This is a genomic window from Rhodococcus sp. NPDC055024 (assembly GCF_053608585.1).
In genome coordinates, this window is sequence record NZ_JBSGVT010000010.1 from 168,278 (window position 1) to 187,616 (window position 19,339).

The window sequence follows — 19,339 nt, forward strand, 5'->3', positions numbered from 1 at the left end:
GCGAAGGCGAGCGGCCGGTTGCCACTTCGCTTGCCAATAACGACTCCCCAGCGATCGAAAACTCATCGCGCCGGCAATTACCACGCACCCGGCGTTCAGGTGGGTTCACCTCTCGTGATCTGATGGACGGCGACACGGGGTGCCGAAAAAGTCGGCTGAGATCAGACCCGATGAACCTGACCAGTTAGCACTGGCGGAGGGATGTCGACATGACCGAACAGCAATTTCAGCGCGCTCTCGAACTCAGCGAGCAGATCGTCCTGATCACCGGTGGCGCCCGCGGGCTCGGAGCCGCACTGAGCCGAGCATTCTCCCGCTCAGGCGCCCGGGTGATCGTGAACTACAACAAGAGCCGTGATGCCGCCGAGGCCCTGGTCGCCGAACTTGGCGAGGATCGCACCTTCGCAGTCCAGGCGGACGTGACGGACCGCAGCTCCGTCGATCAGTTGTTCGCCGCTGCACTCGAGCGATTCGACGCACCGATCTCGACCGTGGTCGACAATGCACTCGTCGACTTCTCGTTCAACGGTGACGCCCGGCCGAACGCGGACACGATCACCTGGGCCGACTTCGACTCCCAACTACGCGGAGCTGTCGCCGGGACACTCAACACCACCCAGGCAGCACTCCCCGGCATGCGAGAACTCGGGTTCGGCCGAATCATCACTGTCGGAACCAATCTGGTCCAGAATCCGGTAGTTCCGTACCACGACTACACCGCCGCCAAAGCCGCACTGCTGGCACTGACGAGGACATTGTCCGCGGACCTCGGTCCGGACGGGATCACCGTCAACATGGTCTCCGGCGGCTTGCTCCGCACCACGGACGCGAGTGCCGCGACGCCGGAAGCAGTATTCGACATGATCGCGGCAAGTACTCCCCTGCGCCGGGTCACGACACCGGACGAATTCGCCGACGCCGCACTGTTCTTCGCCTCGCCCTGGTCGCGGGCCGTGACCGGCCAGAACCTGGTTGTCGACGGCGGACTCGTCAAGAACTGATGGGAACACAGCTACGGATAGGTGCGTTTCTTCTCGGGTGCGGACATCACAGTGCAGCGTGGCGTCACCGCGACTCACCGGTCGAAAGGCTCGGCGACATCACGTATTACGAGTCGCTCGCCCAGATCGCCGAACGCGGCAAGCTGGACGCCGTCTTCTTCGCTGACGGTCACAGTGTTCGCGAACCCGAGTCGGGTGCGTCGTGGTTTCTCGAGCCGATCACCGCATTGACTGCCATGGCGCGAGCGACAACGAACATCGGTCTGGTCACCACCATTTCCACGACTTTCTACACGCCGTTTCACGCGGCGCGGCTGTTGGCATCACTCGACCACATCAGCGGCGGCCGGGCCGGCTGGAACGTCGTGACCTCGATGTTCGACCAGGAAGCGCGCAACCACGGACTGGAGGCGATGCCGGACCACGCGTCCAGATATGAACGAGCCGACGAATTTGTCGAAGTAGCCCTCGCACTGTGGGATTCATGGTCGGAAGACTCCCTGATCCTCGACCGCGGCGGGCGTTTCGCCGACGCCGGCAAGATTTCTCGAATCAATCACGACGGCAAGCATTTTCGGGTGGACGGCCCGTTGACGGTTCCGCGATCCCCGCAGGGTAGGCCGGTGTTGTTCCAGGCCGGGGCGTCCGAGCAGGGTCGCGATCTGGCGGCGCGGCGCGCCGAAGCAATCTATTCGGTTGCCTACGACCTCCCCAGCGCGCAGAAGTACTACGCGGACGTGAAATCGAGAATCGAACGCGCCGGCAGGGATTCCGCCGCCGTCGCGGTCATGCCGGGCTTGGTCACCTACGTCGGCAGCACGGTCGCCGAAGCCAGGGCGAAGAAGGCCGAACTCGATCTCCTGCTGCCCACCGAACAGTCGATACGCCAACTCTCGTTGTTCACCGGACAGGATTGCGAGAACTGGGATCTCGACGGGCCCGTGCCCCCGTTGCCTCCACTCGAAGCGTTCACAGGGCCGCAGGGACGCTACGCCACTATTTTGCGGATCGTCGAGAAGGACGCACCGACTGTGCGGGAACTCCTCGGGACGCTGGCTGCGGGTGGTGGTCACGCAACGATGATCGGAACACCGGAGTCGATTGCCGACGAGATGGGATCCTGGTTGAACGGCCGCGGCGCCGACGGCTTCAATCTGATGCCACCGACCTATCCCCACGGTCTGGAAGATTTTGTCGATCACGTGATTCCGGCATTGCAGGCTCGTGGGTTGTTCCGTCGCGAGTACGACGGAGCAACTCTGCGAGAAAATCTCACCTAGTCCGGAAGCAACGGCACCGACAGATCCGGGTCGCGCCCCAGAAGGACTCCCCTCGTGAGGGCTGCGGAGCCGAACTTCTTCCGGACGCTGTCCATCGCCGAGTCGAGGGCGGCAGTGTCCGGACCCGCGAATCCTGGACCGTCGAAGGGCAATTCGAGTTGTTCGGCGCCGTCCCGATCCAGGTTGGAGACTGCCACACCGATCAACGTGATGCCCTTGTCCGCGATCAGCGGTATCGCTTCGTCCAGCAGCACCATCGAGGCGTTCAGCAGTTCCGCTGTGTCGGCCGTGGACCGGCGCAGCGTGTGAGATCGAGTAGCCCGCGTGAAATCTGCGAAGCGGAGGCGGAGCGTGACCGTACGCCCCGTCCGCTGCGCCGAGCGCATGCGTCGACTGACACGGTCGACCAGGGACATCAACGACGCATCGAGTTCTGTGCGGGGATGGGATCCGCGACCCAACGCATGCTGCGCGCCCATCGAACTGCGGCCGCGATAGGCCCGGACCGGGCGCGGATCTCGGTTGTGCGAGAGCGCATAGAGATGCCGGCCGGCGCCGCCGCCGAGAATCGACACGATCGAGGATTCGTCGTGTCGAGCAATGTCGCCCACCGTCACGATGTCGAAGTTTCGCAGCTTCTGGGCGGTGATCTTGCCGACGCCCCACAGCTTCTCGACAGGCAACGGATGCAGGAATTCGGTTTCGCCCTCTGGTGGCACCCGCAGCAATCCGTCGGGTTTCGCGAACGCGCTCGCGACCTTGGCCAGGAACTTGGTGCGCGCGATGCCGACCGTGATCGGTAGTCCGACCTGCTCGGCGACGTCACGCCTGAGGTTCGCACCGATCTGCAATGGCGTGCCGACGATCCGGGCCAATCCCCCGACCTCGAGGAACGCTTCGTCGATCGAAATTCCCTCGACCAGCGGCGACGTGTCATGAAAGACGTCGAACACGTCTTTGCTCGCTTGCGAGTATGCGGACATTCGCGGAGGAACGACTATCGCCTGGGGACACAGGGAACGGGCCTGACCACCGCTCATCGCAGTTCGAACCCCGAAGGCCTTGGCCTCGTAGCTTGCCGCCAGGACCACGCCACCGCCGACGATGACAGGCCTACCCGCCAGAGTTGGGTCGTCGCGTTGCTCGACTGATGCGTAGAACGAATCGAGGTCCGCGTGCAGGATCGTTGCGTCACCCGGAGGCCGACTGCCGTCAGAACGAGTAGCGCCAGAATGAGTGCCGCCAGAACGAGTAGCACCAGGGTGATCACCTGGCGTTTCTTGCTCGAACGGTTCGTACGACACGAACATATGTTCCCATGCCCTGCCGACAAAGAGGAAGCCCGAAAATAGATTCCATGGAATTTATAGCGGATCAGGCGTACGGTGAAAGAATGATTCCACGGAATGCATATCGATTCGGAGTCTGGTTGTGACCAGGTCAGACCTGAGTAGCCACTTCGACAATCTCGTCCGCTTCGAAACCGAATTGTGGACGGCCATCGACCAGAGACTCCGAACCGAGCACGACCTGCCGCTGAGCCGATTCGAGCCGATGCAGATCATCGGCAGACTCGGTTCCTGTCGGGTCTTCGACATCGCCGAAGCACTCGCGATCACCGTCGGCGGCACCAGCAAGTTGGTGGATCGGATCGAGTCCTCGGGCCACTGCCGTCGACAATCCAATCCCGCCGACAAACGGTCCTCACTCATCGAGTTGACCCCCGAGGGCAATGACCTTTTGGGGCGGGCTAATGCCACGTTCGACGACGAACTGGAACGCCGTCTCGGTTCCGCCCTGACACCCGAGGCTCTCGATCGGTTCGGCGCCACACTGGCCACGCTCCGCGAGGTCAACCGTCGACTGACACCCGCCACGAAGGAGAAATCATGACTGCCACAATGCGGGCAATCGTGCTCGACGCCCCCGGTCCACCAGAAGCATTGAAGATCAAGGAGATTCCGATACCGGTGCCGGTCATCGGGTGGGTGCTGATCCGGGTGAAGGCCTTCGGTCTCAATCGATCGGAACTTCACACCCGACTCGGCCTCGCCGACGGCGTGACATTCCCGCGGGTGCCTGGCATCGAGGCCGTCGGTGAAGTGGTGAACTGCCCCGGCGGGGAGTTGGCCGAAGGACAGCACGTCGCAGCCATGATGGGCGGGATGGGGAGGACGTTCGACGGCGGATATGCCGAGTACACGTGCGTTCCCGTCAGTCAGGTCGTTCCCTTCTCCAGCGAACTGGACTGGCCGACGGTGGGAGCAGTCCCCGAGATGCTGCAAACGTCCTACGGTTCACTGACTGTGGGACTGGACGCGAAATCCGGTCACACCCTACTGATCCGAGGCGGAACCTCTTCGGTCGGCATGGCAACCGCGGTCCTGGCGAAGCAGTGGGGACTCACGGTCCTCGCTACGACACGTAATGCCGACAAGGCCGCGTCGTTGACCGCGATCGGTGTCGATCATGTCCTCACCGATGACGGTGCCGTGGCCGGCCAGGTGCGGGACATTCTCCCGGAGGGCGTCGATCTGGCTCTCGAATTGGTCGGAACACCTACACTTCCCGACACGTTGCGCGCCACTCGCATTCACGGCACCGTGTGTTTCACCGGCATGCTGTCCAACGAGTGGACAGTCAAAGACTTTTATCCGATCGACTACATTCCACGCGGAGTGCGATTGACCTCGTACGGCGGGGACGCGTCCGACCTGCCTGCAGACGTCCTGCAAGACTTCCTCTCCGCTGTGGCGTCAGGCGATGCAGTGGTACCGATCGACGAGGTATTCGCGTTCGAGGACATCGCCCGAGCCCATGCCAAGATGGAAGCCGGTACGGCACGTGGCAAATTAGTAGTTGTGCTCTGACCTGGCTTCTCACACCACGAATCGATAACCCATCCCCGCCTCGGTGATCAGATGCTTGGGGTTCGCCGGGTCGTCCTCGAGCTTCCGACGAAGTTGAGCCAGGTAGACACGTAGATAGTGGGTCTCGGTGTCGTACGCCGGTCCCCACACTTCCCGAAGCAATTCCTTCTGCCCGACCAGCTTTCCGCGGTTGCGCACAAGCATCTCGAGCATGCCCCACTCGGTCGGCGTCAGGTGCACCTGTTCACCGCGCCGACTCACTGTTTTCGCAGCCAAGTCCACCGTGAAGGACGCGGTCTCGACCGACGGTTCCGAAGTGTCCGCCGCGGAGGTTCCCCGCCTCGCCGCAGCGCGCACGCGGGCCAGAAACTCGTCCATCCCGAAGGGCTTGGTGACGTAGTCGTCCGCACCGGCGTCGAGAGCCTCGACCTTGTCCGCGGAATCCGTGCGCGCCGACAGCACGATGACCGGCGCCGTGCACCAGCCACGCAGGCCGGCAAGCACTTCGGTGCCGTCCATGTCGGGCAGTCCGAGATCGAGTACCACGACGTCCGGTGGACGCTCGGCAGCAGCCCGCAAGGCACCGGCGCCCGTCGACGCGGTCACCACCTCGTACCCGCGCACCGAAAGATTGATACGCAGAGCTCGCAGAATCTGCGGTTCGTCGTCCACTACCAGGATTCGACTCATGATCCATTCCCATTCGTACCGGCCGCAGCCAACTCCACGATCATCGTCAATCCCCCACCAGGTGTGTCTGTGGCGCTGACCGTTCCGCCCATCGCATCGACAAATCCGCGCACCACGGAAAGTCCGAGGCCCACTCCGCCGGTGTTGTCGCGATCTCCCATCCGTTGGAACGGCTGGAACATCGTTTCGGCCTCACCTCGCGGAACACCTGGGCCCGTATCGGCAACACTGATCACCACACGATCACCGAGTTGCGCCGCCCCGACGCGCACCGGGGTTTCTCCCCCGTAGCGCAGAGCGTTGTCGACGATGTTCGCAATCACCCGCTCGAGCAGACCTTGATCTGCTTGCACTGCAACGGTACCCACGTCGACGACTACACTTCGAGCCCGCGAATCCGAGCGTCCACCGATGCCGAGGCCCAGCAACGCGCGGTGAACCACCTCGTCCAGATACACCGGCCGGAGCGTGGGTTTCACCACCCCGGCGGCAAGGCGGGACGAGTCGAGCAAGTTCCCGACCAGTGCCGTCAACTGATCCGCCGACTCCTCGATGGTTGCCAACAATTCAGCGGTGTCTTCGGGCGAGAACTCGATGTCGTCGCTGCGCAGACTCGACACCGCCGCCTTCACTCCGGCGAGAGGCGTTCGCAGGTCATGGCTTACCGCTGACAGCAGGGCTCGCCGCAGTTGATCAGCCTCGGTGAGCGCGGCAGCCTTGCTCGCCTCGACTGTCAGTTTCTCCTGGCGGATCATCCCAACTGCTTGGTGAGCCACCACCGTCAGCACTCGTCGATCCCGCGCACTCAGGTCGGGCCCAGCCAACAACAGCGCGTATTCCCCGTCGTTGACCTCACAGACCGTATCCGCTTCGTCGTCCGTGGTCGGCGGCTGCGTACCCACGGCGGCGATGACTCCGTCATCGTGATGAATGACGGAAACCCCTCGCTGGCGATAGATTTCGAGTGCCTTCGCCAGAAGTGTCGACAGATCCGCTCCGCGGAGAACTGATCCCGCGAACAGTGTGAGCAGTTCGGCTTCCTCGGATGCGCGCTTCGCCTCGCGGGCGCGTTTTGCTGCGGCGTCGACCAGAACTGCAACTGCCACAGCCACGATCAACAGCACGACAGTGGTGATGAAGTTGTCAGGTTCGGCGATGGTGAAGCTGTACCGCGGATCGGTGAAGAAGTAATTGAGCAGCAGTCCCGAGATCAGTGCCGACAATATCGCCGGGCCGACGCCGCCGAGGAGGGCAACCAGAACGACCACGACGAAGAACAGCGCGTTCTCGCCGTTGACCCCGGAGATTCGGTCGACGAGACCCATGATCGCGGCCGCGAGCGAAGGCACGACGATCGCCGCAATCCACGACAGGACCCGGCGCTCCGAGCGCCCCAGCACCGAAATGCGTCGTCGCGCCGTCGCTTCCTCGTGCGTGACCATGTGAACGTCGATACCACCGGACTGCTGAACCACCGCAGCGCCGATCCCCTCGTCGAGAATGCGAGCCAGGCGGGAACGCCGCGACGTTCCCAGCACCAACTGTGTGGCGTTCTCCTCACGCGCGAACTCGAGGAGCGTCGACGGTACGTCGTCACCGACAACGGTGTGAAGCGTGGCGCCGACTCCGACAGCCAACGCGCGCACCTTGCCCATCTCGGGGGCCGAGACTCCGGTGAGTCCGTCACCGCGTACGACGTGGACCACCATCAGCTCGGCGCTCGACTTCGACGCGATTCGAGATGCGCGTCGTACCAGGGTTTCCGACTCCGGCCCCCCGGTAACGGCAACGACGACGCGCTCACGCGCCTCCCACGTGTCTGTGATCTTGTTCTCCGCCCGGTAATTCGCCAGTGCGGCGTCCACCTGATCGGCCACCCACAGCAGCGCCAGTTCGCGTAGCGCCGTGAGGTTTCCGCGTCTGAAGTAATTACCCAAGGCCGCATCGACACGTTCCGGTGAATACACATTTCCGTGAGAAAGTCTGCGACGCAGCGCTTCCGGGGTGATGTCCACCAACTCGACCTGCGCCGCACTCCGTACTATCGCGTCCGGAACCGTCTCCTGCTGCACAACGCCGGTGATGTGTGCGACAACATCGTTGAGGCTTTCTAGGTGCTGGACGTTGACCGTGGACAGGACGTCGATCCCGGCTTCGAGCAGTTCCTGTACGTCCTGCCAGCGCTTGTGATTCTTGCTTCCCGGGGTGTTGGTGTGCGCCAACTCGTCCACCAGGACCAGGGCTGGACGCCGAGCCGACACGGCCTCGACGTCCAGTTCCGGCATCCGAGTTCCGCGATAATCCACCAGCTTGGGCGGCACGATCTCGAGGTCCCCGATCTGCGCCGCAGTGCGGGCGCGGCCGTGTGTCTCCACGACGGCCGCGACCACGTCACAGCCCCGATCTCGACGCCGATGAGCTTCACCGAGCATCGCGAAGGTCTTTCCGACGCCGGGAGCAGCGCCGAGGTAGATACGCAATTCACCACGTTTGCGCGCCCTACCGAAAGATTGACCGACCTTCTCCGAAGAACTCACGTGACAATCATCCACCAGTCGTCGGCGTAGCACACGCAGGTGCCGTCAATCCGAGTGCCAGATTCAATTCGAGGACGTTGACTCGCTCGACCCCGAGAAATCCGAGTTGTCTGCCGTCGGTGTGCTCGGCCACCAGATCCCGCACCTTCTCTTCCGAGATGCCGTTGTTCGCCGCCACCCTCGCGACCTGCAATTCGGCGTACGCCGGACTGATGTGGGGATCGATACCTGATCCCGAACCGGTGACCGCGTCGACGGGAACCGATGCCGGGTCGACGCCCTCACGGGCCGCGATGGCGGCCCGACGTTCGATGACGAATCCGGCCAGAACTTCGCTGCTCGGCCCCTGGTTGGACGGCAATGCCGCAGCGGGATCACCGGCGGCAAAAGGATCCTCGTCCGATACCGATCCGACTACACGGTTGTGGAAGAACGGGTCCTGCTGCCCTTCGGCAACCTGTGGATCTACACCCACCCAGGCACTGCCGACCACGCAACCGGCGGCATCGGTGACCGGTGAGCCTTCGGCCGATCCGGAGCTGATCCGGCTGACACCCCACACCGCGGCGGGATAGACCACACCGAGAACGACGGTGAGCGCGAGCAATACGAGCAAACCCGCCCACACCTGTTTGGCAAAACCGATAGTGAAACGCATGTCAGGTCACCCAATTCCAGGAATCAAACGTACGACGAGATCGATCAGCCAGATACCGACGAACGGTGTGATCACACCGCCGAGACCGTAGACGAGCAGGTTACGTCCGAGCAACTGCGATGCCGTCGACGGCCGGTATCGAACACCCTTGAGTGCCAACGGAATCAAACCGATGATCACCAAGGCGTTGAAGATCACGGCCGAGACGATCGCCGATTCGGGGGTGGCGAGACGCATGATGTTCAACGCGTCCAGCTGCGGGTAGATGCCGCTGAACAAGGCCGGCAGGATTGCGAAATACTTCGCCAGGTCGTTCGCCAACGAGAATGTGGTCAACGCGCCGCGGGTGATCAGCAATTGCTTGCCGATTTCCACCACCTCGATCAGCTTGGTGGGATCGGAATCGAGATCGACCATGTTCCCGGCCTCTTTGGCTGCCGAGGTTCCCGTGTTCATCGCGACCCCGACATCGGCCTGGGCAAGGGCGGGAGCATCATTGGTCCCGTCACCGGTCATCGCGACGAGACGTCCGCCTTCCTGTTCCTTCCGGATCAGGGCCAGTTTGTCTTCCGGGGTGGCCTCCGCCATGAAGTCGTCGACGCCGGCCTGGTCGGCAATCGCCTTTGCGGTCAACGGATTGTCGCCGGTGATCATGATCGTGCGAATACCCATCGCCCGGAGTTCGGCGAACCTGTCGGCCATTCCCGGCTTGACGACATCCGACAATGCGATGACGCCGAGTATCGAGGTGCTTTCGCTGTGCTTGACGGCTACAACCAGCGGAGTTCCGCCGGCTTGGGCGATGTCGCCCACGGTGTCGGTCACCGCGGTCTCCGCGTGTCCACCACCACTGACGACCCAGTTCATCACCGCATCCGCTGCACCCTTTCGGATTTGGCGTCCGGAGTGGTCGAGTCCGCTCATCCGGGTTTGTGCCGTGAACGGAACGAACTCTGCGCGTTCCTCGTCCAGCGTCGGCTCGGCAGCGAGACCGAACTCCGCTGCGCACAGCTCGACGATGCTCCGTCCCTCGGGAGTTCCGTCGGCGAGGCTCGACAAGCGAGCTGCCGCAGCAAGATCGTCGGCGGATACACCTGGCGCCGGATGGAGTGCGGTGGCCCGGCGGTTACCGAAAGTGATGGTTCCGGTCTTGTCCATCAACAGGGTGTCGATGTCGCCCGCAGCTTCCACCGCGCGCCCCGACATCGCGAGAACGTTGCGCTGGACGAGGCGGTCCATGCCCGCGATACCGATCGCCGAGAGCAGCGCTCCGATGGTCGTCGGGATCAGGCAGACGAGAAGTGCGATCAGCTTGATCGGATCCTGCTCGTGCCCCGCGTACAAGCCCATCGGGCCGATGGCTACGACGGCGAGGAGGAAGATGACGGTCAACGACGCGAGCAGGATGTTGAGCGCAATCTCGTTGGGTGTCTTCTGACGTGAAGCACCCTCGACGAGCGCGATCATCCGGTCCACGAACGAACTGCCCGGTGCTGCGGTGATTTCCACGACGATGCGGTCCGAGAGAACCGTCGTACCACCGGTGACGGCGCAGCGGTCGCCACCGGATTCACGGACCACCGGCGCGGATTCACCGGTGATCGCCGATTCGTCTACGGAGGCAATACCTTCGACCACGTCGCCGTCGCCGGGGATGACCTCGCCGGCAACCACTATCACCCGATCGCCGACCACCAGTTCGGTGCCGGAAACCGATTCGATCGCACCGCTCATCGTGATCCGATGTGCTGTGGTGTCCTGCTTCACCTTTCGCAGGCTCGCCGCCTGCGCCTTGCCGCGCCCTTCGGCCACGGATTCGGCGAGGTTCGCGAAGATCACCGTGAACCAGAGCCACAGGGTGATCACCCAGGAGAACACCGAGGGATCGGCGATCGCCATGACAGTGGTGATGACGGAACCGACGAACACCACGAACATGACCGGGTTGCGGGCGAGGTGGCGTGGGTCGAGTTTGCGCACGGCCCTCGGCAACGCGGTGATCATCTGCCGCGGGTTGAAAACGCCTGCGTGTACTTGACGGGACTGCCCTGGATCAGCCTTGTCGGCAGCGTCTTGCGCTACCACGGGTTTCTCACTGATACGCACGGTCATTGAAGAGCCTCCGCTAGCGGGCCCAGCGCGAGGGCCGGGAAGAATGTAAGTGCAGCAACAAGAACGACGGTGCCGGTCAACAAACCGGTGAACATCGGTCCGGACGTAGGGAGGGTGCCGGCCGTCGGCGCCACCTTCTTCTGCGAGGCAAGAGCACCGGCCAAAGCGAGAACGAAGATGATCGGCAGGAATCGGCCGAGAAGCATGCAGATTCCGAGAGACGACTGGAACCAGTCGCTGGTGACCGTCAGACCGCCGAAGGCGCTGCCGTTGTTGTTGGAGGCGGACGCGAAGGCGTAAAGCACCTCACTGAACCCGTGGATCGATCCCGGCGTGCCCGGATCTCCCCCATTGCCTTGATAACCGGTGGTCGAACCGAGGATGACGGTGATGGCGGTACCGATCAAGACCAGCGCGGGCATGACCAGAATCGACAGCGCCGCAAGGGTGATCTCGCGTCGACCCAACTTCTTGCCGAGATATTCGGGCGTGCGACCGACCAGCAGTCCGCCGACGAACACTGCGATCAATGCCAGCACAAGAATCCCGTAGAGGCCGGTTCCTACTCCGCCCGGGGCGATTTCGCCGAGCAACATGTTGAGCAGGACCGCTCCGCCGCCGAGGGGCGACATGCTGTCGTGGGCCGAGTTCACCGCACCCGTCGACGTTCCCGTTGTCGCCACCGCGAACAATGCCGATCCGGGAATTCCGAAGCGAACTTCCTTGCCTTCCATCATCGAACCGGCCGCAGTGGCAGCGACACCGCGGGCACCGGATTCGGCCGCCAGCGTCATCGCGAGCAGTCCGCTCCACAGGATTCCCATCACTGCCAGCAGGGTGAGGCCTTGCCGTCGGTCACCGACCAGGGTTCCGAATGTCCGGGTGAGGCAAACCGGGATCAGCAGTATCGCCAGGATCTCGACGATATTGCTCACCGGGGTGGGATTCTCGAACGGGTGCGCCGAGTTGGCAGCCAAGATCCCGCCACCGTTGGTGCCGAGTTCCTTGATCGCTTCCTGGGACGCGACGGGAGCAAGTGCATTGGTCACCGCATTGCCGTCGAGGCCGGTGGAGGCGAAACCGCTGTGGAAAGACTGGATCACTCCCTGGCTCAACAGGATCAGGGCGATCACGAAGGAGAAGGGCAGGAGGATGCGCAGAGAACCACGCGTCAGATCGACCCAGAAGTTGCCGATCTCACCGCCCCTGGCCACACGGATGAAGCCACGCACCAACGCGATTGCCACTGCCATGCCCACTGCAGCCGAGACGAAGTTCTGCACCGCCAGACCGACGGGCTGAACGAAGTTGCTCATCGTGGTTTCCGGCGTGTACGACTGCCAGTTCGTGTTCGCCACAAAGGAAATCGCGGTGTTGAAGGCAACGGCGGGGCTGACACCTGACAGTCCGTCGTTCAGCGGCAGTACACCCTGGATCCGTTGGAGGAAGTACAAGAACAAGGCGCTCGCCAGCGAGAATCCGAGAACGCTTGCGGCGTAGCCGTACCACGTCTGCTCGGCGCGAGAGTCGATCCGGCCGACGCGGTAGATCACACTCTCGACGCGCAGATCTCGCGTCGACGAGTAGACACGCGCCATGTAGTCGCCCACCGGAACGTAGGCGATGGCCAGAACGACGAGGACAAAAGCGATCTGCAGGCCGGCTGCAAGAGCGGGCGACATCAGAACCTCTCAGGATCTACGAGTGCAACAAGCAGATAAATGACCAATGCCGCGGCGACGGCGATCAGAACCACGCTGACCACGCCGGCAACCGTCATTTGGGAGCGCTCGCCTGTAGGGCGCGCAGCACGAGCGCGCACACGAGAAAACCGCCGAGAATCAGAGCAACGTAGGCCAGATCGGCCATGAGCTTCCCTCTTCGAAATCTTTTGCCGTGCTGCTGTGCATCGCAGCCATGACGCTCGGTCGCCTCGACCGGGTGCGCTCTCTCAGCTTCGACCTCGGATAGGACGGATTCCGCGTCTCTGACGATCCACTTACGCACCGACCTGGCGTCTTGACGCGATCTTGACGCGGAACCGAACGTGCCTAATACTGAAACAAGTTACTGTTCGTTCGAACGAACAGTTTGTGCGAAGGGAAACCGATGACTTCTCGAACCGACCACGATCTCGCCCCCGGTCTTGTCGACCAGGTTGCGAGTCTGGCTTCGGGCGTTACCTCGTCCGTCGCAGCGACCGAGGCAACGCTGGCCCGGATCAACGCAACTCAGCCTCATCTCAATGCATTCAAGATCGTTCGGCGAGAGAAGGCTCTCGAGGAAGCTGCCGAGGCCGACAGACGTCTCGCACTCGGTGAGCGTCTACCGCTACTCGGCGTGCCGATCGCAGTGAAGGACGATGTCGACATCACCGGCGAACCCACCGCCTTCGGTTGCCCAGGTGATTTCCCGGCCAAGACCGAGGACTCGGAGATGATTCGACGCCTCCGCGACGCCGGCGCAGTGATCGTAGGCAAGACCAACAGCCCTGAACTGGGCCAGTGGCCGCTCACGAGCGGCTCCGCCTTCGGTTACACACGCAATCCGTGGTCGCGTCACCACACCCCCGGAGGATCGTCGGGCGGCACCGCCGCGGCTGTCGCGGCCGGATTGGTCAGCGCCGGAATAGGTTCCGACGGTGCCGGTTCCATCCGGATACCCGCGGCCTGGACCAACCTCGTCGGAATCAAACCGCAGCGCGGGCGCATCTCCACCTGGCCCGACGCCGAAGCTTTCTACGGCCTCACGGTCAACGGCCCGCTCGCCCGCACCGTCGCCGACGCCGCACTGTTGCTCGACGTCGCTGCGGGCAACCACGACGGCGATCTCCACAAGCCGACTCCGGTCACCGTCAGCGACGCGGTAGGACGCGACCCCGGAAAGCTCAAAATCGCCCTCTCCCTGCGCAACCCGTTCACCGCCACTCCCGTGAAGCTGGATCCGGAAGTGCGCCTGGCAGTGCATTCGATCGCCGACACGCTGCGGGAACTCGGACATCACGTCGTCGTCGACGATCCCGCGTACGGCCTGATCTTCGGCCTGAACTTTCTGCCCCGCTCCCTCGTCGGGGTTCACGACTGGCTCGGACGCGTACCCGACCCGACACTGGTCGATGCCCGAACACGCGGAAATGCACAGAACGGCAAGCTACTTCGCGGCGCACCTCTGCGCGCCGCCCGCGCAGCCGAGCCGCGGATGCGAAAGCGGATCGGAGCGATCTTCGACACCTGCGACGTCGTCCTGGCACCCACGACGGCAACTCCACCGATCATGGCGACCGCCATCGACGGCATCGGCGGTTGGGACACCGACAAGGTCATGACCGGCGCCTGCCCGTACGCGTGGCCGTGGAACGTCCTCGGCTGGCCCTCGGTCAACGTGCCGGCCGGATTCAGCAAGGCCGGCCTGCCCATCGGTGCGCAGTTGATGGGCAACGAGAACACCGAACCGCTGTTGGTCTCGCTCGCTTCACAATTGGAATCGGTCCTACGTTGGGATCAGGTCCGCCCCGAGCCGTGGTGGTGAATCGATGAGTAACCGCGACGTTCGCGAGCGAATACTCGATGCCGTTCTGCACGTCGTCGGCACCGACGGCATCCCCGGCGTAAGTAATCGGCGCATCGCCGCGCAGGCCGGCGTCTCACTCGGATCGATCACGTATCACTTCGCGAGCCAGTCGGACATGCTTCGGGCAGCGCTGTCTCGTTTCGTGACAGACGAGACGACGCGCCTGCGAGCCTTGGCCGAGGAGTACCGCGACAAAGGTCTGAGTGTCGAGGACGCGGCGGCAATTGCCGAGAAGGTGACGCGAGACCTGTCGTTCTCGGCCGAGCGGATCGCGCCGTTCGAGATGTACATCGCCGCCGGCCGAGACCACGAGCTACATCAGGTGGCGGTCGAATGCTTTGCCGCATACGACGATTTGACCGTCACGATTTTGACGGCACTCGGCGTACCGGATCCGGAGTCGATTGCATCGACTCTCGTCGCCGTCATCACCGGCTTGCAACTCCGACGCCTGGCTACAGGCGTCGACGATCAGGACATCGGTGCGGCGATCCTCAGGGTCCTTCGCCCCCTGTGAGCGGTTAGGCAGTCACTGGGCTCCTTAACCACTCACGGGGCCGGAGGCCCTAGAAGCCCAGCCGGCCGAGCTGTTTCGGGTCGCGCTGCCAATCCTTGGCTACCTTGACGTGCAACTCCAGGAAGATCCGCACACCGAGCAGCTTTTCGATCTGCAGGCGCGCACTGGTTCCGACTTCCCGCAGCCGCGCGCCGCCCTTACCGATGACGATGCCCTTCTGGCTGGGCCGCTCGACGTAGAGCAACGCATGGACGTCGAGCATCTCGCCCTGCTTCTCGGTGCGACCCTCACGCGGGATGACCTCCTCGATCACTACGGCCAAGGAGTGCGGCAATTCTTCACCGAGACCCTCGAGCGCAGCCTCACGGATGAGTTCGGCCATGAGCACCTCTTCGGGCTCGTCCGTCAACTCCCCGTCCGGGTAGAAGGCCGGGCCCTCGTCCATCAGACCGGCAAGGACGTCGACCAGGATCTCGACCTGCTCACCCGACTGCGCGGACACCGGGACAACCTCGGATTCGGGGCCGAGCAGGGTCGACAGCGCGAGCAACTGCTTGCCGACGGCGTCGCGGCTGACCTTGTCGATCTTGGTCACGATGCCGACCAACTTGGTCTTGGGCGCCATCTGACGGACCTGCTGCACGATCCAGCGGTCGCCGGGCCCGATGGCCTCGTCAGCCGGGATGCACAGGCAGATGACGTCGACCTCGGAGTAGGTGTCACGAACCAGGTCGTTGAGGCGCTGCCCGAGCAAGGTGCGGGGCTTGTGCAGTCCGGGGGTGTCGACCAGGATCAGCTGCGCATGCTCGCGGTGAACGATGCCACGAATCGTGTGGCGCGTCGTCTGCGGGCGCGAGGACGTGATCGCGATCTTGCTGCCGACCAACGCGTTGGTCAGCGTGGACTTACCCGTATTGGGTCGACCCACGAAACACACGAAGCCTGACCGGAATTCGTTGTTGCTCATAACTGCTCCTCGCTGAACACTCGCTCAGTCATCGGTGTCTTCTGTCTCTTCGTCTTCGGACCGCGGGATGCGCTGCACGAACACTGTGCTGATGCGTACCCGTCCCCGGCCCGTGTTGGTTCCCTCGCCGCGCAGGATCAAACCGTCGTACTCCACTTCGGAACCGGGAAGCGGAACTCGGCCGAGTACGTATCCGATCAGCCCGCCGACGGTTTCGACCTCGTCGAGTTCGAGTTCGAGATCGAACAATTCGCCGAGGTCTTCGATGGGGAGCCTTGCGGATACGCGGAACATTCCGTCACCGAGATCCTCGATCGGCGGCGTCTCGTCCTCGTCGTATTCGTCGGCGATCTCACCGACGATTTCCTCGATGACGTCCTCGATCGTGACCAGCCCGGCGATTCCGCCGTACTCGTCGACGAGGATCGCCATGTGGTTACGGTCGCGCTGCATCTCGGCCAGCAAGCTGTCGAGCGGCTTCGAGTCGGGAACGAACACGGCGGGCCGCATGACGTCGCAGACGTTGACGTTTCGTCCACCGTCAGGCAGGTGGTAGGTCTGCTTGACCAGGTCCTTGAGATAGACGACTCCAAGCACGTCGTCGACGTTCTCCCCGATGACCGGCAAGCGCGAGTGACCACTCCGGACCGCCAACGACGTTGCCTGCCCGGCATTCTTGTCGTTCTCGATCCACACCATGTCGGTGCGGGGCACCATCACCTCGCGCGCCGACGTGTCTCCGAGTTCGAAGACGGACTGGATCATTCGGCGTTCTTCGTCGGCCACTACGCCGCGTTCCTGCGCCATGTCCACGAGTTCGCGCAGCTCGATTTCCGAAGCGAACGGACCGTTGCGGAAGCCCTTACCCGGGGTCAAGGCGTTACCGACGAGGATCAGGACGCGACTGATCGGCCCGAGCAATACACCGATCCAGAGCAGTGGCAGAGACGCTGCCATCGCGATCGAGTACGCATGTTGGCGCCCAAGCGTTCTCGGTCCGACGCCGATGACCACGTACGAGACGAGAACCATGATCACCGCGGTGACGGTCAGCGCCCAGCCCAACGAGAGGACGTCGATCAGGCCGCCCACGAGTACGACGGTGGCCGTGATCTCGCACAAAATGCGAAGCAGGACCATCAGATTCACGTATCGCGGACGATCGGTCAGGATGCGTTGCACTCGCGCGGCACCGGCTCGCTCTTCCTTTGCCATCTCGTCGATGCGCGCCGACGAAATGGTGTTGAGCGCCGAGTCGACGGCCGCGAAGACACCACCGACCGGGACAAGAGCAATCGCCAGAACAAAGAGCGCTATGGCGCTACTCACTACAGAACCCCCGGATAACTGTTATCGGTCCACTCCGTCGACGAAACCCGTCTTACCGAGCAGCTTCTGATCACGTTCGGCCAGTGCCGCTTCGCGGTCGATACGGCGAAGGTCTTCGTACCACTCTTCGAGGAGGCTGTTCTGCAAGCCGAACATCTCCTTCTCCTCTTCCGGCTCCGCATGGTCGTAGCCGAGGAGGTGCAACACGCCGTGAACGGTCAGGAGTGCCAGTTCGTGAGCCAGTGAATGCCCGGCCTTGTCGGCCTGATCCGCAGCAAAAGACGGACACAGCACGATGTCGCCGAGCATCGACGGTCCAGGCTCGGGGGAATCGGGACGGCCACCCGGCTCGAGTTCGTCCATCGGGAACGACATGACATCGGTCGGGCCCGGCAGATCCATCCAACGAACGTGCAGATCCGCCATCGTCGCGGAGTCGACGAGAACCATCGACAGCTCGGCCGCCGGATGGACATCCATCCGAGCGATCACGAAACGGGCAACGCTGATCAACTCCGGTTCGGAGATGTCCATGCCCGATTCGTTCGAGACCTCGATGCTCATGTGCGACGCTCTTTCCTGGGAAAAGTAGGGGTTGATGCGTCGCTCAGCCTACCGTCGCGGTGAATGAGCATGTGCAGCGCGGCGCTGCGCACGGTTTCCGACCGCCAACTCGCCGGACCGATCCGATTCGTGACGCTCGTATGCGTCGACGATGTGAGAGACCAGCCGATGACGTACGACGTCGCTGCTGTCGAGAGCGGCGAAATGAATATCGTCGATCCCGGTGAGGATTTCGGATGCCGCACGCAGACCCGAACGGGCCCCACCCGGCAGATCGACCTGGGTCACGTCTCCGGTGACCACGATCTTGGAACCGAACCCGAGACGGGTCAGGAACATCTTCATCTGTTCGGCCGTGGTGTTCTGCGCTTCGTCCAAGATGATGAAGGCGTCGTTGAGCGTCCGGCCACGCATGTAGGCGAGCGGAGCGACCTCGATGACCCCGGCCTGCATCAACTTCGGAATCGCCTCGGGATCCATCATGTCGTGCAATGCGTCGTGCAGCGGACGCAGGTACGGATCGATCTTCTCGTGCAACGTGCCGGGCAGAAAGCCCAGCCTCTCGCCGGCCTCGACTGCCGGCCTGGTCAAGATGATCCGAGAGACTTGCTTGGCCTGCAACGCCTGTACGGCCTTGGCCATGGCGAGGTAGGTCTTGCCAGTACCGGCGGGGCCGACTCCGAACACGATGGTGTTCTCGTCGATGGCGTCGACGTAGCGTTTCTGGTTGAGGGTCTTCGGTCGAATCGTCTTGCCCCGACGCGAAAGAATGTCGAGGGAGAGGACCTCGGCCGGAGACTCGCCGACCTCGTTGGTGAGCATGCCGATGGTTCGCCGGACAGCATCCGGTGCGATGGGCTGCCCCCGGCCGGCCAGCGACGCCAATTCACTGAACACACGTTCTGCCAGCGCTACATCGGCCGGCGTTCCGGACAAGTTGACGGTTCCGCCACGTACGTGAATGTCGGCACGAAGCTCACGTTCGATCGCGGTGAGATTCTCGTCCGTCGCCCCCAGGATTTGACGCACGGTCTCCGGCGCCAGATCCATACTCGAACGGACGGTGCGCTCTGCGGGCAGAGCGCGCTCGGTGATGGTGGTTACACGGTTCCCGTCGAGTTCACTGTGTTCACTCACGTGGTGAATATGGCCTGCTTTCTGGTCCGATCAGCCCACTCGACTCGTGAGCCTCGATACTTCGAAGTCTAGCGCCAGAGTCGGACACGGCCCACTTGTTAATCGTC

17 protein-coding genes and 1 riboswitch are annotated in these 19,339 nt (G+C 63.1%); of the genes, 6 read left to right on the top strand and 11 right to left on the bottom strand.

Annotation, left to right across the window (positions count from 1 at the left end; translation table 11 throughout):
- Positions 1-125: 125 nt before the first annotated feature.
- Positions 126-219, top strand: a riboswitch (TPP riboswitch).
- Together ACWF6P_RS21415 and ACWF6P_RS21420 are read left to right on the top strand one after the other, a co-directional pair.
- Positions 210-1,001 carry a 3-oxoacyl-ACP reductase gene (locus tag ACWF6P_RS21415; RefSeq protein WP_378447905.1) on the top strand — a complete coding sequence of 264 codons (792 nt, stop codon included), beginning with the start codon at positions 210-212 and terminating at the stop codon, positions 999-1,001. Its footprint overlaps the riboswitch before it by 10 nt.
- The gene (locus ACWF6P_RS21420) at positions 1,001-2,281 is read left to right on the top strand and encodes an LLM class flavin-dependent oxidoreductase (protein ID WP_452622383.1); all 1,281 of its coding nucleotides are present in this window, start codon (positions 1,001-1,003) and stop codon (positions 2,279-2,281) included. The genes ACWF6P_RS21415 and ACWF6P_RS21420 overlap by 1 nt, the downstream gene beginning before the upstream one ends.
- On the opposite strand, the gene dinB is transcribed toward ACWF6P_RS21420, so the two are convergent.
- Positions 2,278-3,591, bottom strand: a complete 1,314-nt coding sequence (gene dinB / locus ACWF6P_RS21425) for a DNA polymerase IV (protein WP_452622384.1) — start codon at positions 3,589-3,591, stop codon at positions 2,278-2,280. The two genes, ACWF6P_RS21420 and dinB, sit on opposite strands and share 4 nt — an antisense overlap.
- 121 nt (positions 3,592-3,712) lie before the next feature.
- Between dinB and ACWF6P_RS21430 the strand changes: the two genes are divergently transcribed.
- Together ACWF6P_RS21430 and ACWF6P_RS21435 are read left to right on the top strand one after the other, a co-directional pair.
- A complete protein-coding gene (locus ACWF6P_RS21430) occupies positions 3,713-4,174 on the top strand; it encodes a MarR family winged helix-turn-helix transcriptional regulator (RefSeq protein WP_452622385.1) in 462 nt (153 codons plus the stop codon).
- Complete coding sequence (locus ACWF6P_RS21435; RefSeq protein ID WP_452622386.1) at positions 4,171-5,151, top strand: zinc-binding alcohol dehydrogenase family protein; 981 nt, start codon at positions 4,171-4,173, stop codon at positions 5,149-5,151. The genes ACWF6P_RS21430 and ACWF6P_RS21435 overlap by 4 nt, the downstream gene beginning before the upstream one ends.
- 9 nt (positions 5,152-5,160) lie before the next feature.
- Here the strand turns inward: ACWF6P_RS21435 and ACWF6P_RS21440 are convergent, their stop codons facing one another.
- From ACWF6P_RS21440 to kdpF, 6 genes are read right to left on the bottom strand one after another with little or no spacing between them, the layout of a single operon-like run.
- A complete protein-coding gene (locus ACWF6P_RS21440) occupies positions 5,161-5,841 on the bottom strand; it encodes a response regulator (RefSeq protein WP_003944545.1) in 681 nt (226 codons plus the stop codon).
- Positions 5,838-8,378, bottom strand: a complete 2,541-nt coding sequence (locus ACWF6P_RS21445) for a DUF4118 domain-containing protein (RefSeq protein WP_452622387.1) — start codon at positions 8,376-8,378, stop codon at positions 5,838-5,840. The genes ACWF6P_RS21440 and ACWF6P_RS21445 overlap by 4 nt, the downstream gene beginning before the upstream one ends.
- A gap of 7 nt (positions 8,379-8,385) precedes the next feature.
- Complete coding sequence (locus ACWF6P_RS21450) at positions 8,386-9,036, bottom strand: potassium-transporting ATPase subunit C (RefSeq protein WP_452622388.1); 651 nt, start codon at positions 9,034-9,036, stop codon at positions 8,386-8,388.
- A gap of 6 nt (positions 9,037-9,042) precedes the next feature.
- Positions 9,043-11,148 (bottom strand): potassium-transporting ATPase subunit KdpB, encoded by a 2,106-nt coding sequence (gene kdpB, locus ACWF6P_RS21455; RefSeq protein WP_452622389.1) that lies wholly within the window; start codon positions 11,146-11,148, stop codon positions 9,043-9,045.
- Positions 11,145-12,830, bottom strand: a complete 1,686-nt coding sequence (kdpA, locus tag ACWF6P_RS21460) for a potassium-transporting ATPase subunit KdpA (protein WP_452622390.1) — start codon at positions 12,828-12,830, stop codon at positions 11,145-11,147. The genes kdpB and kdpA overlap by 4 nt, the downstream gene beginning before the upstream one ends.
- Positions 12,830-12,928 (bottom strand): K(+)-transporting ATPase subunit F, encoded by a 99-nt coding sequence (gene kdpF, locus ACWF6P_RS21465; RefSeq protein WP_007731078.1) that lies wholly within the window; start codon positions 12,926-12,928, stop codon positions 12,830-12,832. Before kdpF ends, kdpA begins: the two co-directional genes overlap by 1 nt.
- Before the next feature lie 329 nt (positions 12,929-13,257).
- Between kdpF and ACWF6P_RS21470 the strand changes: the two genes are divergently transcribed.
- Positions 13,258-14,676, top strand: a complete 1,419-nt coding sequence (locus ACWF6P_RS21470) for an amidase (protein ID WP_452622391.1) — start codon at positions 13,258-13,260, stop codon at positions 14,674-14,676.
- A 4-nt stretch (positions 14,677-14,680) separates the two neighbouring features.
- Positions 14,681-15,235, top strand: a complete 555-nt coding sequence (locus tag ACWF6P_RS21475; protein WP_452622392.1) for a TetR/AcrR family transcriptional regulator — start codon at positions 14,681-14,683, stop codon at positions 15,233-15,235.
- 49 nt (positions 15,236-15,284) lie between these two features.
- On the opposite strand, the gene era is transcribed toward ACWF6P_RS21475, so the two are convergent.
- The 4 genes from era to ACWF6P_RS21495 are packed head-to-tail and all read right to left on the bottom strand — an operon-like array spanning position 15,285 to position 19,232.
- Positions 15,285-16,202, bottom strand: a complete 918-nt coding sequence (gene era, locus ACWF6P_RS21480; protein ID WP_230813895.1) for a GTPase Era — start codon at positions 16,200-16,202, stop codon at positions 15,285-15,287.
- A gap of 24 nt (positions 16,203-16,226) precedes the next feature.
- Complete coding sequence (locus tag ACWF6P_RS21485; protein WP_378447894.1) at positions 16,227-17,531, bottom strand: hemolysin family protein; 1,305 nt, start codon at positions 17,529-17,531, stop codon at positions 16,227-16,229.
- 21 nt (positions 17,532-17,552) lie between these two features.
- A complete protein-coding gene (gene ybeY, locus ACWF6P_RS21490; RefSeq protein ID WP_003944525.1) occupies positions 17,553-18,095 on the bottom strand; it encodes an rRNA maturation RNase YbeY in 543 nt (180 codons plus the stop codon).
- 48 nt (positions 18,096-18,143) lie between these two features.
- On the bottom strand, positions 18,144-19,232 hold the full coding sequence (locus ACWF6P_RS21495) for a PhoH family protein (protein WP_452622393.1): 1,089 nt from the start codon (positions 19,230-19,232) through the stop codon (positions 18,144-18,146).
- Positions 19,233-19,339 lie beyond the last annotated feature (107 nt).

Excerpts from the sequence above, each read along its gene's own strand:
- kdpB (WP_452622389.1), bottom strand. The coding sequence starts at position 11,148 with ATGACCGTGCGTATCAGTGAGAAACCCGTGGTAGCGCAAGACGCTGCC.
- era (WP_230813895.1), bottom strand. The coding sequence starts at position 16,202 with ATGAGCAACAACGAATTCCGGTCAGGCTTCGTGTGTTTCGTGGGTCGA.
- ACWF6P_RS21420 (WP_452622383.1), top strand. The coding sequence starts at position 1,001 with ATGGGAACACAGCTACGGATAGGTGCGTTTCTTCTCGGGTGCGGACAT.
- ACWF6P_RS21475 (WP_452622392.1), top strand. The coding sequence starts at position 14,681 with ATGAGTAACCGCGACGTTCGCGAGCGAATACTCGATGCCGTTCTGCAC.
- dinB (WP_452622384.1), bottom strand. The coding sequence starts at position 3,591 with ATGTTCGTGTCGTACGAACCGTTCGAGCAAGAAACGCCAGGTGATCAC.
- kdpA (WP_452622390.1), bottom strand. The coding sequence starts at position 12,830 with ATGTCGCCCGCTCTTGCAGCCGGCCTGCAGATCGCTTTTGTCCTCGTC.
- ybeY (WP_003944525.1), bottom strand. The coding sequence starts at position 18,095 with ATGAGCATCGAGGTCTCGAACGAATCGGGCATGGACATCTCCGAACCG.
- ACWF6P_RS21415 (WP_378447905.1), top strand. The coding sequence starts at position 210 with ATGACCGAACAGCAATTTCAGCGCGCTCTCGAACTCAGCGAGCAGATC.
- ACWF6P_RS21450 (WP_452622388.1), bottom strand. The coding sequence starts at position 9,036 with ATGCGTTTCACTATCGGTTTTGCCAAACAGGTGTGGGCGGGTTTGCTC.
- ACWF6P_RS21440 (WP_003944545.1), bottom strand. The coding sequence starts at position 5,841 with ATGAGTCGAATCCTGGTAGTGGACGACGAACCGCAGATTCTGCGAGCT.
- ACWF6P_RS21470 (WP_452622391.1), top strand. The coding sequence starts at position 13,258 with ATGACTTCTCGAACCGACCACGATCTCGCCCCCGGTCTTGTCGACCAG.
- ACWF6P_RS21435 (WP_452622386.1), top strand. The coding sequence starts at position 4,171 with ATGACTGCCACAATGCGGGCAATCGTGCTCGACGCCCCCGGTCCACCA.
- kdpF (WP_007731078.1), bottom strand. The coding sequence starts at position 12,928 with ATGACGGTTGCCGGCGTGGTCAGCGTGGTTCTGATCGCCGTCGCCGCG.